Source organism: Prevotella sp. S7-1-8, assembly GCF_000758925.1.
Lineage (GTDB): Bacteria > Bacteroidota > Bacteroidia > Bacteroidales > Bacteroidaceae > Prevotella.
This window is the reverse complement of the sequence record NZ_JRNC01000003.1, coordinates 24,026-36,899: the sequence shown is the minus strand read 5'-3', so window position 1 is coordinate 36,899 and position 12,874 is coordinate 24,026. Positions and strand designations below refer to the sequence as shown.

Below are 12,874 nucleotides of genomic sequence, written 5' to 3'. Positions count from 1 at the left end.
TTCACTATTCACAAGGCCAGCCAGTTGCCTACAATCCGCCTTCCCATCGGCGTGAGCACGCTCTCTGGATGAAACTGTATGCCTCGAACGTCCTTGTGGCGGTGGCGCAAGGCCATGATTTGGCCGTCGGGCGTGTCGGCGGTTATTTCCAAACAATCGGGAAAGCCCTCTCTGCTCACCACCCAGCTATGATAACGACCCATCAAAAACTTCTTTGGCACACCCTCGAAGAGCGGCTCTCCATCCACGCGCGAACCCTCGGTGGCCACGCCATGAAACACCGCGCCAAGGTTCTCCAACCGCGCGCCATACACCTCGGCTATGGCTTGGTGGCCCAAGCACACGCCAAGAATGGGCTTCCGCCCCGCGTAACGGCGTACGACCTCCATCAGTTGGCCGGCCTCTCGCGGCACGCCGGGCCCCGGGCTAAGAATGATTTTGTCGTAAACCGCCAAATCGTCCATGACAAAACGGTCGTTGAGCAAAACATCCACGTCAGCCCCAAGCGACCTGACCAAATGCGCCAGATTATACGTGAAACTGTCGTAATTGTCTATAATCACTATCTTTTTCATGCCATCGCCATCCTGCCGTTTATCGTATCGGGCAATCTCAGCCCCGTACATCCTCTATAAAGCGGCGCAAGTTGGCCGTGTCTATCATCCCCGGCTCTGTCTCGAAGCAAGCTCCCACATCCACTCCCGCGAACCGCGGATGGGCTATCTTGCGCACGCGCGCAGCATCATCGACGCCTATGCCGCCACCCACCAAGAAAGGCGCGTGGCCGCGGTAAGCGTCCAACAACGTCCAATCGAACGGCCGGCGGCCTGCCTCCTCGACGCCCAAGCCCTCGAAGACAAACATATCCACCACATCCTCGTAAGCGGAGCATTGCGCCAAGTCGGCCGCCGAGCCCAAGCGCACGGTCTTGAGCACCTTGATATCTGGCGCGATGTCGGGCACCAAGGTGCGCCGCAAATTCTCTATCATCACATGGCTCTCGTCACCGCGCAGCTGCACACAGTCCAATTTGAAAGCGTACACGCGAGAGACGATGGTCTGCGGCATTTCGTCGGCGAACATTCCCACGCGGGCGGGACGCTTGCGCATGTCGGCCGCGCGCTCCTTGTCGGCACACGGCGTGGCAAGCATGCCAGCCTGGCAGTAATCAGGAAGGATGCCCGCTCGCGAAGAGCGCATGCGCACATTGCGAGGGCTGCGCTGGTTAAAAACCAATCCGATCATGTCCACGTCCAATGCCGACGCCTCGCGCATGTTATCGGCATGGCACATTCCAGATACTTTGATTATCATTTCAAATGGTGTTTATGTGGTACAATGCTCATTGAATAACAACCACAAAATTAATTAATTTCTAAGCGATACTTGCCTGTACGCCAAAAAATCTTTCACCCCAAGGGCATATTTCTCGCGTTTTCATCCTAAAAAAAATCATCAAAAACTTGCGAATTGATAAAAACACGCTAAATTTGCACAGCTTCGTTGTTGATCGCCATCATGTTAACGCTATCGAAGAGAAAACTCAAAGACTTGCGCGATACAAGTTGCCCGAACTATAAACCTGAAACTATTAACTTAAACCCATATGAACAACAAACCAAAAAGCGATACGACTATCGCCGAGAAACTACAAAACTCAATGAGGCAAATCGGCCAAATAGTCTGCACCCGTAAGTTCTGGATGGAACTAATCATTATGACAGCAGGTATGTTTGTGGCCGCCATGGGCGTTTATTTCTTCCTCATTCCCAGCAAGCTCATTATAGGCTCCATCACCGGTTTGTCCTTGGTTCTTGCCAAGTTGCTACCTTTCGTCTCTGTAGGCACGATGATATTCATTATCAATGCCATCTTGCTTGTGCTCTCGTTTCTGCTCATTGACAACGAGTTTGGCGCCAAAACCGTCTACACCGCGTTGATATTGGGCCCAATGATTGATTTTATCGGTTCCATCGTGCCCATGCACGATTCGCTCTTCACCACCTACATAGCCGGGCAGGCCGTCGCCAACCCGTGGTTCGACTTGCTCTGTTTTGTCCTTATCCTGAGCGCATCACAGAGCATACTGTTCAGCATCAACGCCTCAACGGGTGGACTTGACATCCTCGCCAAGATTTTCAACAAGTATCTACACGTCAAACTTGGCACGGCCGTGATGTTGGCAGGAGGTGCCATTTGTTGCACCGCATTTGCCATAAACCCCGTGGAACTGGTCATCATCGGCCTCATTGGAACATGGCTCAATGGATTAATACTCAACCACTTTATGGCAGACATCAATTCTAAGACCCGTGTATATATCATCTCCAAAGACTATCAGAAAATACAAGACTTCGTTATCAATCACATTAACCGTGGCGTTACGCTGCACGAGGTTATCGGAGGCTATTCTCACGAAAAACAAATGCAACTCGAAATCGTCCTCACCAAAGAAGAGTTTTCAACCCTGATCGATTTCATGAGCAAAGAGAAGCTCTCCACCTTCATCACATCAGACATTGTCAGCGAGGTGTATGGCCTTTGGAACAAGAAAGGACTGCTGCGCACAGGCGAATACTAAAGCTATCACACCGTCTTTTGGAGGCGATGTATAGACAGCAAACAAGCTGCCACTCTATTTTTTATTAAACACATTATGAAATTAAGAACATACCTGCTTTTGCCGCTCTTTTTCACCACCGCGCTCCACGCGCAGGAAAGCGCGGACGCGAAACTCTCCGTGGAGGCGCGCGCGGACTACCGGCGAGAATCGATCAACGGAGTGAAAAACGCGAACAACACCGGTTTCAAAGGAAACAACCTCAACATCCTCATCAACGGAAACCTCTCGCCCAAATTCTCCTACAAATACCGGCAACGGCTCAATGGCATCAACAAAGAATACACTTTCTTCGACGCCATAGACTGGCTCTTCCTCACTTATCGCGTCAACACCAACTGGACGCTGTCGGGTGGAAAATGGGCGGTGCTTTGCGGACCGTGGGAATTTGACCCCGCGCCCATAGACTGCTTCCAGCTTTTCGAGTTTTGCTACAACTTCCCATGCTACGAGTGGGGCTGGTGGCTGGGCTACCAAACCACCAACCGCAAAGACCAATTCTACTTGCAAATGGTGGAAAGCCCCTTCCAGAAGGCGTACAACCGGAGCGGCGGCAAGGCCTCGGACATGTATGCCTACAACCTGATATGGTATGGCAACCACGGCATACTGCGCACCGACTGGTCTGTCAACTTCATGGAGTACGCCCCCGGAAGGTTTATCAACTACCTGTCTTTTGGCAACAGCCTGCGCCTGACGCGCAATTTGCGGCTTGGCATAGACTATATGAACAGAGCCACTACGGGCCAAACGTTCCTCTTCAAAGATTGCTCCATGACCGCCCGCGTGGACTACCAGCCCACGCCACGACTCAACCTGTGGGCAAAGGCGAGCTACGACGTGAACCGCGCCGGCAAAGACACCGACCCCTCCAAGCCCTCGCCGGAACAAACGGACCACCAAGACAAGCCACGCGCGGACCTCGCCCTGTACGAGGGAACAGAGATTACGCGTGTGGGAGCCGGCATGGAATACTACCCCCTCAAGAACAAGAACGTGCGATTGCACGCCAACTACAGCTATTGCTTTGGCAAAAACACCAATCCCGACGGCTGCTTACAAGACAGGCAGTCCATACTCGACCTTGGCGTGACATGGCGCGTCAACGTCATCAAGTGAAACGCCCACGCCATTGGCGCGCGCCCCACTCCACGCTCACAAGGCCCAATCAGCGCGCGATTGGGCCTTGGCGTTTGCCGGTCTAAATGCCGTCCAAGCCTCAGCCACGCGCTCACGGTTAACCCGCATGGCGCGTCTTGACGAACCAATTGACAGAAAAAGACACGCGAGAGGAAGGGCGAGCGAACAGGCTAATTGTTAAAAAAGCAATTATACTGCTAAAATATTTGCTATCTTGGAAAAGATAGGTTATATTTGCTTTTGGGTTATTACGGCGATTTCGTTTAGTGATTTTAATTAAGTTTTTTAGCGAAATAGACCGTTTTGAGGTTGGCAGCATCCTGCGCCAACCTCTTTTCATGTCGCCAAGCGAGCGGCCGCGCGGCCGGCTCACTTCACTATCCCGGCTACCTCAAGCGGCAGGTTGGTGGTGATGAAATCCACCTTGAGGTCGCGCATCTGGCGCGCCACGCTCATGTCGTCCACCGTCCACACGTTGACGGTCATGCCCAAGGCGTGTGCCTCGGCCACCCACTGTGGGTTTTTCTTGAACTCGTTGTAGTGGTAGTCCATGCCGTTCACGCCCTTGGCCTTGAGCTGGGCTGGCGAGAGCTTGCCACCAAGATACGACACCGACGAGCCGGGGGCGAGCCGGGCCAACCGCTCGCACGCGCGCATGCTGAACGATATGTAGTCGGTTTGTTTCTCCATGCGCATGGCCTTGACCATGGCTACGGCCTTGTCCACCATAAAGTCCTCGGCGGACTTGTCCACTTGCTCTTTTATCTCCAATACCATCTTGAGCCGGGGCAACTTTTTGCCGGCCTTGAGATACTCCTTGAGTGTGGGCAGCGGCTCGCCGTTGGCCAGCCGGAGCTTGCGCAAGTCGGCCAGCTTGGTCTTGGCGATGACGCGCCCTTGGAAGTCGGCGTCATGGTTCACGACGATTTTCTTGTCGGCCGTGAGCTGCACGTCAAACTCCGACCCGTACACCTTGATGGCCGCGGCGGCGCGCAACGAGGCGACGCTGTTCTGCGCGGCGCCCTCGGATTTCCAGTAGCCACGATGGGCCACGACTTGGGTTTGTGCCGAGGCCAGGCTGGCAATGCCGGCGGCGACGACAGACAGTAAGAATGTCTTGAGATTCATGATAAATTTATGTTTTTAAATAGATGTGGCGAATAACTGCCGCTTTTCAACCGCGAAGATACGAAGATATATGCTAACGAGACAATTTTTGGGCTTTTTTTAGGTTGTTGGCGCGCCGTTTGGCCATTTTTTTTTACCTTTGCATGAGTCATCAAAAAATTTTAATATGCAAATCATCCCTACCGCCCTCGAGGGCGTGGTTATCATAGAGCCACGGGTGTTCCACGACGACCGCGGCTATTTTTTCGAGGCGTGGAACCAGCGAGAATTTGACGAGCGTGTGCGACCCGCGCGCTTCGTGCAAGACAACCAGTCTAAATCCACCTATGGCGTGGTAAGGGGGCTGCACTACCAGCGCGGCCGTCACGCCCAAGGCAAACTGGTGAGGGCCGTCGTGGGCACGGTGCTCGACGTGGCCGTGGACATCAGGCGCGGCTCGCCCACGTTCGGGCAGTACGTGGCTGTGGAGCTGTCGGCCGACAACCAGCGGCAACTGTTCGTGCCGCGCGGCTTCGCGCATGGCTTCAGCGTGCTGAGCGAGACGGCGGTTTTCCAATACAAGTGCGACAATTTCTACGACAAGGAGAGCGAGGGGGCCATCGCGTGGGACGATCCCGACATAGGCGTCGACTGGCGGGTGCCGGCCCAGCAGGTGACGCTCTCGGCCAAAGACAGCCACCACCCGCGCCTGAGAGACGCGGCCGACCTCTTCGATTACGACAACGATTTATACCTTTAAGACATGAACATATTAGTGACCGGGGCCAACGGGCAGTTGGGGCGCGAGATGCAGGCCGTGACCCGGGAGAGCAAAGACCATTACATCTTCACGGACGTGTGCGAGGGATACACGCACCTTGACATCACGAGCGCGGACGACATAAGGCAAATGGTGCGACAAAACCAAGTGAAGTGCGTCATCAACTGCGCCGCGTGGACCAACGTGGACGCCGCGGAGACGGCCGGCGACATCGTGGAGCGGCTCAACGCCACGGCCCCGGGCTATCTCGCCGAGGCGATGGCCGAGGTGGGCGGACTGCTCGTGCACGTGAGCACCGACTACGTGTTTGGGGCCGAGCCGTACAACACGCCATGCCGCGAAGACCAACAAGGCACGCCCACGGGTGTGTACGGACAGACCAAACTGCGCGGCGAGCAGCTCATAAAGCGGTCGGGAGCCGACCACGTCATCATACGCACGGCATGGCTCTACTCTGAGTTCGGCCACAATTTTGTCAAGACCATGATGAGCCTCACGGCCTCCAAGCCACAACTGAACGTGGTCTTCGACCAATGCGGCACGCCCACCTACGCGCTCGATTTGGCCGCGGCCATCTTCGACATCGTGGAGAACCGCAAGTACGTGGGCCACTCGGGCGTGTACCACTACAGCAACGAGGGCGTGTGCAGCTGGTACGATTTTGCCGTGAACATAGCCCGGTTGGCAGGCAACACGGATTGCGACATACGCCCATGCCACAGCGACGAGTTCCCCTCGCCGGTGAGACGCCCCGCCTACTCGGTGCTTGACAAGACAAAGATAAAACGAGTTTTTGGCCTCGACATTCCCTATTGGACAGACTCGCTGCGGCAGTGCATGCGGCGAATGAAAGGCTGACGCGGCCGCGCGCGGCGCGAACGCCAAGCCAAGCGCCCAAAAAAAATCCACCGCCCTTACGAGCGGTGGATTTTTTTTGGGGTTTTGCGGCGGACGTTACTTGCGCACAAACTTCTTGCCGTTTTGTATCACCACACCCTTGTAATCGGCGCCCACGCGCTGTCCGGCCATGTTATAGGCGGGAGCGTCGCTCTCATGGGCAACCTTCACGCCATGGACGCCAGTGGCGATGGGAGCGCTGACAGGCTGGATTTGGGCCTTGCCATTAAAGACGGACAATATGCCCACGACATTCCGGTGCTCGCCCGCGGACAATTCGAGGCCGAGATGGAAACCGTTATAAATCTGCATTTTGTCCGCGCCGGACACGGCAAAGAATTTGCCGTTATCTTCTACTATGCTGACATCCGTGAGTTTCACCAAGTCGTACAGGTTGGCTTCGGCCTCGCCGATAGCGATGGCCTTGGGCTCGGCGGCGGCGCCGTCTGTCACGGAGAGCTTGTCGGCGTTGGTGCCGTCAACCTTTACGGCCTCGATTACATCCTTGTATTTGTCGCGCCCCAGCGTCACGGTGCCGTTGAGCGTCTGGTTGGCCTTGAGGGCAAGACCCGTCGCGTGGAAGACGAGCGCGCCCGTGGCGTCGCGCACGAAAGCCTGCTCGATGCCACTCTTCGATTTCCATGCGTATACCACTTGGGCGTTGGTGAGCGTGAGCTCGGCCACGGTGTTGACAGGAAGGGCCTTGAAAGCGGCGATGTCGGCGGCCTTCTCCACCTTGACAGGAGCGTCGGTGTATACCAAAATATTACTTATCTGTGTGTTGGCCATCACCGTAAGCTCCACCGACGGGGCGTCGCCGGTCCACGTCACGTCCTTGGACTTGTCTTTCTCGTACGCTGACAACGCACCCACATTGACCGTGCAAGGCTTGTATTCGTATTTTTTCTGCTTATTTTTTCCATCTCCCCACTTAGCGCTTTTGGGCATGCTGTGCAACTGGAACACGATCTTCTTGATATGGGCATCGCTCGATGCCACGGTAAGCGTGCCGCTATACAGACGCAAACGAGGCGCCTTGTTCCATATTCGATTGGGAACACCGCTGCCCTTGGCGGCACTTACCGTCAGCGTTATACCGTTTACGGCCGTACTCGTCTTTGTCTCGGTGAAATCACCATCGCTAACCTTGTTTTTAGACAGGCCTTTCAGCCCAAACATCTTGTAGCAATTGGCGTCGTCGTCAAAATTGAATTTTGTCTGGGCGTAGCTCATGCCAAAAAACATGCAGAGCGTTACCAACAATGAAATGCGTAAAATTTTGTTCATAAATGTTATATTTAATGGTTCAAAATGTGTTATGACACAAAATTACGAAAGTTATTTTATTTCCGCAACCAATACGCCATTAAAAAACACGAAGAATTAATATATTTCGCCGTAAACGTAATAAAAACCACCCGCAAGGCGTTATCACCATATATATACACAGCAGCCTATGAAAAATTCTACGCCCAAGGACCCAAGACCCTCTGACATGTCTATCTACATCGTGCGCAACATAGCCCACGCCTATGGCGCCAACGACGCTCATGACAACCCCGCGCGACAATGCATGAACTGACATGGCGCTATCATGACATTCCATATTCGTATTTGACCATTTGTTAACCAAATATCGCAACCTTAATTTTTCAATGCCTACTATTGTCTCCCCATCCATGCTCTCGGCCAACTTCGCCAACCTGCGCGCCGACATGGACATGATAAACCGCAGCGAGGCCGACTGGCTGCACTGCGACGTGATGGACGGCACGTTCGTGCCTAACATATCGTTCGGGTTCCCGGTGATGGAGGCCGTGCGCAAGATATGCGACAAACCTCTGGACGTGCACTTCATGATAACCCAGCCCGAGCGCTACGTGACGCGAACGGCCAAGATGGGCGCGATGATGATGACCGTGCACTACGAGGCTTGCGTGCACCTGAACCGCGCCATACACCAGATACACGAGGAGGGCATGAGGGCTGGCGTGGCGCTCAACCCATCGACGCCCGTGGCCATGCTCGAGGATGTCATAGAAGACGCCGACATGGTGTTGCTGATGAGCGTGAACCCGGGATTTGGAGGGCAGAAATTCATAGAGAGCTCCATCAGGCGCGCGCGCGCCTTGCGCCGCATGATAGACGAGAGCGGTTCCAACGCCCTCATACAGGTGGATGGCGGCGTGAACGGCGAGACGGCGCCGCGACTCGTGGACGCGGGCGTGGACGTGTTGGTGAGCGGCAGCTACGTGTTTGGCGCGCCAAACCCAGTGGAGACCATCAGCAACCTGAAAAGACTGATGCCAGCCAAACGGCTGTGAAAACGCCGCGCGCGACAGCCGCGACTACCTATCGCCTCTATCGCAACCTACATCATCTGCAGGTGCACATGGTGCTCGCGAGCCATGCGCCGCATGTTGAGCAGGGCGTAGCGCATGCGCCCCAAGGCGGTGTTGATGCTCACGTTGGTGGTGGCGGCTATCTCCTTGAACGACATCTGCTGGAAGAAGCGCATGAACACCACCTCGCGCTGCGTGGTGGGCAGGTGCTCCATCATGCGCTTGACGTCGGCAAGCACTTGGTCGTTGACGAAACGGCTCTCCACGCAGCTGTCCAACAGCATGTCATGGCTGATATTAGAGAGGTCGTTGCCCTCTGTGGGCTCCGCTATGTTTTCGGACTTTTTCTCTCTGTACCAATCCATTATCACGTTGTGGGCCACGCGCATGCACCATGAGCTGAACTTGCCGGATGGCGCGTACTTGCCATGTTTGAGCTTGACGATGATTTTTACAAACGACTCTTGGAACAGGTCGTTGGCCGCGTCTTGGTTGTGTACCACATACAATATGTATGAAAAAATCTTCGATTGGTTGCGCGCCAACAATATATCAAACGCCTGATTGTTGCCGTTCATATAGCATAATGCCAATTCCTCGTCGGTCATCGTTGCGAGATTCTTCATTTTCTTAACGTTGATTGATGAAGTAAATGTGCGTCGATAGGCAATAGTCTTACAAAAATGGTGAATGGTTTAACAAGTGCAAATATATAACTTTTCTGTCGCTCCGCCAAATGTTTGGCGTGAAAACACGACGCGCGCGGCCCACAAGACGATGTAGTGGGCACGCGAAGCGAGTGAGTGTGACGCGATGACGACTGTCAATCGCCAAGAAGACCGTTGAAACCCATGGCGACAATCGCGATGATGTACAGCGCGATGCCCACCAAGCCGCACCAAAAACTTATCTTGGTCCACTTGCCTGCCGATTGGCTCTTTTGCAGGGCCTCTTCATATCGGCCGGCCGTGTAGGCTCCGCTCACGGCGGCGGCGTTGACAATGCCCACGATGCCAAAAGGCAGGCAGCAGAACAACGTGACCAAGATAGACTCGGCGAGCCATGTCTTGGGCATGGGGGGCGTGTCATTAGGCTGCCGCGGCGATTGGTAGCCCGTGGTGGAGGTGCCACAGCTGCTGGTGGGGATGGGGTCGGCCGCGGGATGCGCGGTCTGGTTGGCGTAGGAAGCGTTGGGGTCGCTCGCGCCCATGTTGGGCTGCTCGTTGTTAGACGAGGGCTGACGGCCATCGTCATAAAAACGACCGTCGGCGGGGGTATTGGCGTTTGGATTCATATGGTTTGTTGTTTTATAAAATGATTGTGTTTGGGCCGCGGCTCACAGTTGCAGCGCGTTGCGCGCCACCCACCACAGGCATGTCGCGGCGAGCGCGGCATAGATGGCGGCTTGGCTGTTTACGCGGCGGTAAAGCCTCGGCCACCGATCGCGATTGGTATCGGCCACGATCGCCGCGGCGACGAAAGGCAAAGAGAGCGTCAACAGCAAGTTGTAATGGGCGGCGCGGGCTATCTCTCCGTGAAGCAGGCTGTGCAAGGCGCGTTGCGAACCGCACCCGGGGCACCGCAGGCCGGTGAGCGACAGGAACGGGCATCGGGGAAAAAGGCGCGAGCCGGCGGGGTCGAAAAAGAAATACACCACGCCGAGGGCCATTGCCACCGAAACGACTATCCACAGGGTGCGCCGTCTCATCTTGCCGGCGCTTAGCGTTTGCCTACCAAGCCATCTATGATTGCCACGCTCGATTGGTCGCCGTGGCTGAACATGTTGAGAATGCCACGCACGGTGGCCTCTTCCTCCACTTGCTCGTCCACGTACTTGTCCACCAAGTTGATGGAGGCGCGGTCGCGCTGGGCCTCGGCCTTCTCCGCCAACTGGTATATTCGCTCCGTGATTTGCCGCTCATGGGCCATCACGGTGTCGAACAGGCATTTAGGGCACTCCCAAGTAATCTCCACCTTGGGCAGCTCGGTGAGGGTAACCTCGCCACCGCGGTCGGTCACGAAATTGGCCATCTCTATGGCGTGCTCCCTCTCTTCCTCGCTCTGCTTGAAAAGCCAGTGCGCGAAGCCTGGCCAACCTTCCTTGCGGCACCAGTATGCCATCTGGAGATAGAGGTGAGACGAGTACAACTCTTCCTTGATTTGCGCGTTAAACGCGTCTTGCATGGTTTGGTCAATATCCATAATATGTTATGTTTAGAAAATTTCTATATAACGACATCCGCTTGGCGAGACGCCATCGCGGCGTCGACGGCGGTTCTCACCAATGAAATTCCGCCGAGATAATGTCGCGATTGCAATATTAAGCAAAAATTTTTAAATAATCGGCATTATTTGGCCAAAATAGTTGAAAAAACGCATTCGCGCGCTTTTTTAGCCACATTTGCCGCGCACGGGCTCGGCAAATGCTTCGCGCCCGGCACGTGGTGAAGAACGCATGCGAACAACCGGCGAGCGGCGCTCTGATGGAATGGCGATGGGCTGGAGAGTGGTCAACCTTTGATAAAATGTGGGAAAAGCTCCTCTCCATAGTTCGGTCTATACCGATAGCCATCCAGCTCAAAACCGCGCAACATCTCGATGGTGCATGGTCTGTTGAGCAATATGTATCGCGTCATGGCGCCCCTGCAACTCTTGGCGCGCACGACGACCGTTTTCAGGCGCGAGCCCTCGTCCTCGTAGAACAATGGCTGAACCACTGTCAACTCTTCTTGCACACGCCGCCAATCGAAAAGACGTTTCATCTCTTCGGCCGCCAAAAACACCAATATGCCGTCGTCGGCCTTGACACTGTCGATGAGCGCGCTCGTGAGGCGCGTGCGCCAATAGTCGAAGAGCGTTTTGCCATCGGTTACCTGTAGCCTGACGGAGCCTTCCAAACGATAGGGCATGATGGTGTCAAACGGGCGCAACAACCCATACAAGAATGAGCATATCCACAAATGCTCGTTCGCGTATTCTTGTTGGCCTGCCAAAAAGGTATCGGCCTTGAGGTGCTTGAACGCTTGCCCATGGTACGCCAACGCGGCAGGCATGCCGTAGCCAGACAGTGAGGCTGCCTCGCTGGCGTGGGCTACGATACTTTGATAGCGCAAAAGGGTCTGGGCCGCTATTTGCGAATTGCAACGCAGCGCTCGCGCCACGTCTTGCGCCGACCAACGAGCCATCTCGCCGGCTATGGTCTGGGCCTCGGCCATAAAACGGGGACGGCTCATGGGAGCGACTTGGGGATTGGCGCGCTCGATCATCGTCTTGGCGCACGATATGATGATTTGCATGGTTCTGACATTTATGTGTTTGCTTCACAAAGATAGCAACTATAAATCAATGCGCAAGCGGGAGGGCGCGCTTTTTTGCCATGTTTGTCGCCACGCCGCCCCACCCCACTTCGCCGCGCGGCCCACCGCCACGGCGGCAACCGTCCATGCCCGGCGCGCGCCGGCGGCGAGCGGCAGCGCGAAAAAAGATGGAGCGAGGGCGGCCGCTCTAAAAAAGCAGGGGCGCGGCCGCGCGCGCATGCCGCGACGAGACGCCGATCGCCACGCGTTTGAGCGCCGATCACGGCGCGTTTAATACTTAAACGGCGTGCGATTGAGCACTAATCACTACGTGATTAGATAGCGATGGCAAGACTCGCGGCGTTGGTCCCTGTTTTTTGGACTGTTTTTTCAGCACATTTTTAGTGTACGAAAAATGGTTGTCGACGAGGGGCTGACAAATTGAGCACGATAGTTTTTCAGTGTTAATCAAGGTAGACGGATGATTGGCGCTGCTACCAATTGCATTTTACAGTATAACATAATGATTACAAATGTATTACAAATATTGATGCTTCAATATTTCGGGATATGTATGTATGCTGTTTGTGGGCCGATTGGCATGAAGGTGTTGAGTGCCCAAATGTAGCGAAAAACATGGCCGCGCATGCTGTTTTTTGATAAAAAAGCCTGCTCATTTCTCGAATATTTT

15 protein-coding genes are annotated in these 12,874 nt (G+C 54.8%); 6 read left to right on the top strand and 9 right to left on the bottom strand.

What is annotated here, in order from left to right; genetic code table 11:
• Nucleotides 1–8: 8 nt before the first annotated feature.
• Nucleotides 9–575 carry an aminodeoxychorismate/anthranilate synthase component II gene (locus tag HMPREF1640_RS00505; RefSeq protein WP_036891483.1) on the bottom strand — a complete coding sequence of 189 codons (567 nt, stop codon included), beginning with the start codon at nt 573–575 and terminating at the stop codon, nt 9–11.
• Between the two features lie 37 nt (nt 576–612).
• On the bottom strand, nt 613–1,314 hold the full coding sequence (locus HMPREF1640_RS00500; RefSeq protein WP_036891457.1) for a phosphoribosylanthranilate isomerase: 702 nt from the start codon (nt 1,312–1,314) through the stop codon (nt 613–615).
• A gap of 292 nt (nt 1,315–1,606) precedes the next feature.
• Here HMPREF1640_RS00500 and HMPREF1640_RS00495 point away from each other — a divergent pair, with 292 nt between their 5' ends.
• Together HMPREF1640_RS00495 and HMPREF1640_RS00490 are read left to right on the top strand one after the other, a co-directional pair.
• A complete protein-coding gene (locus HMPREF1640_RS00495) occupies nt 1,607–2,581 on the top strand; it encodes a YitT family protein (RefSeq protein WP_036891455.1) in 975 nt (324 codons plus the stop codon).
• A 75-nt stretch (nt 2,582–2,656) separates the two neighbouring features.
• Nucleotides 2,657–3,739 carry a porin gene (locus HMPREF1640_RS00490; protein WP_036891453.1) on the top strand — a complete coding sequence of 361 codons (1,083 nt, stop codon included), beginning with the start codon at nt 2,657–2,659 and terminating at the stop codon, nt 3,737–3,739.
• A 390-nt stretch (nt 3,740–4,129) separates the two neighbouring features.
• Here HMPREF1640_RS00490 and HMPREF1640_RS00485 read toward each other — a convergent pair whose 3' ends face one another.
• Nucleotides 4,130–4,888: a glycerophosphodiester phosphodiesterase family protein gene (locus tag HMPREF1640_RS00485; RefSeq protein ID WP_036891452.1), complete on the bottom strand. Its 759-nt coding sequence runs from the start codon at nt 4,886–4,888 to the stop codon at nt 4,130–4,132.
• A gap of 166 nt (nt 4,889–5,054) precedes the next feature.
• Between HMPREF1640_RS00485 and rfbC the strand changes: the two genes are divergently transcribed.
• Both rfbC and rfbD read left to right on the top strand, forming a co-directional pair.
• Nucleotides 5,055–5,627 (top strand): dTDP-4-dehydrorhamnose 3,5-epimerase, encoded by a 573-nt coding sequence (rfbC, locus tag HMPREF1640_RS00480; RefSeq protein WP_036891451.1) that lies wholly within the window; start codon nt 5,055–5,057, stop codon nt 5,625–5,627.
• A 3-nt stretch (nt 5,628–5,630) separates the two neighbouring features.
• Complete coding sequence (gene rfbD, locus HMPREF1640_RS00475) at nt 5,631–6,506, top strand: dTDP-4-dehydrorhamnose reductase (protein WP_036891450.1); 876 nt, start codon at nt 5,631–5,633, stop codon at nt 6,504–6,506.
• A 96-nt stretch (nt 6,507–6,602) separates the two neighbouring features.
• On the opposite strand, the gene HMPREF1640_RS12470 is transcribed toward rfbD, so the two are convergent.
• Complete coding sequence (locus HMPREF1640_RS12470) at nt 6,603–7,832, bottom strand: hypothetical protein (protein WP_052051634.1); 1,230 nt, start codon at nt 7,830–7,832, stop codon at nt 6,603–6,605.
• A 169-nt stretch (nt 7,833–8,001) separates the two neighbouring features.
• Between HMPREF1640_RS12470 and HMPREF1640_RS13860 the strand changes: the two genes are divergently transcribed.
• Nucleotides 8,002–8,127, top strand: coding sequence for a hypothetical protein (locus HMPREF1640_RS13860; RefSeq protein WP_255327702.1), 126 nt, complete (start codon nt 8,002–8,004; stop codon nt 8,125–8,127).
• A 73-nt stretch (nt 8,128–8,200) separates the two neighbouring features.
• The gene (rpe, locus tag HMPREF1640_RS00455; protein WP_036891446.1) at nt 8,201–8,869 is read left to right on the top strand and encodes a ribulose-phosphate 3-epimerase; all 669 of its coding nucleotides are present in this window, start codon (nt 8,201–8,203) and stop codon (nt 8,867–8,869) included.
• A gap of 47 nt (nt 8,870–8,916) precedes the next feature.
• On the opposite strand, the gene HMPREF1640_RS00450 is transcribed toward rpe, so the two are convergent.
• The 5 genes from HMPREF1640_RS00450 to HMPREF1640_RS00430 all read right to left on the bottom strand — a co-directional run bounded on the left by HMPREF1640_RS00450 (nt 8,917) and on the right by HMPREF1640_RS00430 (nt 12,183).
• Complete coding sequence (locus HMPREF1640_RS00450; RefSeq protein ID WP_036891445.1) at nt 8,917–9,513, bottom strand: RNA polymerase sigma factor; 597 nt, start codon at nt 9,511–9,513, stop codon at nt 8,917–8,919.
• A gap of 197 nt (nt 9,514–9,710) precedes the next feature.
• Nucleotides 9,711–10,181, bottom strand: a complete 471-nt coding sequence (locus tag HMPREF1640_RS13585; protein ID WP_231565806.1) for a CD225/dispanin family protein — start codon at nt 10,179–10,181, stop codon at nt 9,711–9,713.
• A gap of 42 nt (nt 10,182–10,223) precedes the next feature.
• Entirely contained in the window at nt 10,224–10,595 is a 372-nt protein-coding gene (locus HMPREF1640_RS00440) for a DUF2752 domain-containing protein (protein WP_036891444.1), read from the bottom strand.
• Between the two features lie 11 nt (nt 10,596–10,606).
• Nucleotides 10,607–11,089 (bottom strand): ferritin, encoded by a 483-nt coding sequence (locus HMPREF1640_RS00435; protein ID WP_036891442.1) that lies wholly within the window; start codon nt 11,087–11,089, stop codon nt 10,607–10,609.
• A 308-nt stretch (nt 11,090–11,397) separates the two neighbouring features.
• A complete protein-coding gene (locus HMPREF1640_RS00430; RefSeq protein WP_036891441.1) occupies nt 11,398–12,183 on the bottom strand; it encodes a YaaA family protein in 786 nt (261 codons plus the stop codon).
• Nucleotides 12,184–12,874: the final 691 nt, after the last annotated feature.

What these genes read in the sequence shown, in the direction of transcription:
- HMPREF1640_RS00495 (WP_036891455.1), top strand. Translation starts at nt 1,607, where the DNA reads ATGAACAACAAACCAAAAAGCGATACGACTATCGCCGAGAAACTACAA.
- rpe (WP_036891446.1), top strand. Translation starts at nt 8,201, where the DNA reads ATGCCTACTATTGTCTCCCCATCCATGCTCTCGGCCAACTTCGCCAAC.
- rfbD (WP_036891450.1), top strand. Translation starts at nt 5,631, where the DNA reads ATGAACATATTAGTGACCGGGGCCAACGGGCAGTTGGGGCGCGAGATG.
- rfbC (WP_036891451.1), top strand. Translation starts at nt 5,055, where the DNA reads ATGCAAATCATCCCTACCGCCCTCGAGGGCGTGGTTATCATAGAGCCA.
- HMPREF1640_RS00440 (WP_036891444.1), bottom strand. Translation starts at nt 10,595, where the DNA reads ATGAGACGGCGCACCCTGTGGATAGTCGTTTCGGTGGCAATGGCCCTC.
- HMPREF1640_RS00430 (WP_036891441.1), bottom strand. Translation starts at nt 12,183, where the DNA reads ATGCAAATCATCATATCGTGCGCCAAGACGATGATCGAGCGCGCCAAT.
- HMPREF1640_RS00500 (WP_036891457.1), bottom strand. Translation starts at nt 1,314, where the DNA reads ATGATAATCAAAGTATCTGGAATGTGCCATGCCGATAACATGCGCGAG.
- HMPREF1640_RS00485 (WP_036891452.1), bottom strand. Translation starts at nt 4,888, where the DNA reads ATGAATCTCAAGACATTCTTACTGTCTGTCGTCGCCGCCGGCATTGCC.
- HMPREF1640_RS12470 (WP_052051634.1), bottom strand. Translation starts at nt 7,832, where the DNA reads ATGAACAAAATTTTACGCATTTCATTGTTGGTAACGCTCTGCATGTTT.
- HMPREF1640_RS13860 (WP_255327702.1), top strand. Translation starts at nt 8,002, where the DNA reads ATGAAAAATTCTACGCCCAAGGACCCAAGACCCTCTGACATGTCTATC.
- HMPREF1640_RS00505 (WP_036891483.1), bottom strand. Translation starts at nt 575, where the DNA reads ATGAAAAAGATAGTGATTATAGACAATTACGACAGTTTCACGTATAAT.
- HMPREF1640_RS00490 (WP_036891453.1), top strand. Translation starts at nt 2,657, where the DNA reads ATGAAATTAAGAACATACCTGCTTTTGCCGCTCTTTTTCACCACCGCG.
- HMPREF1640_RS13585 (WP_231565806.1), bottom strand. Translation starts at nt 10,181, where the DNA reads ATGAATCCAAACGCCAATACCCCCGCCGACGGTCGTTTTTATGACGAT.
- HMPREF1640_RS00450 (WP_036891445.1), bottom strand. Translation starts at nt 9,513, where the DNA reads ATGAAGAATCTCGCAACGATGACCGACGAGGAATTGGCATTATGCTAT.
- HMPREF1640_RS00435 (WP_036891442.1), bottom strand. Translation starts at nt 11,089, where the DNA reads ATGGATATTGACCAAACCATGCAAGACGCGTTTAACGCGCAAATCAAG.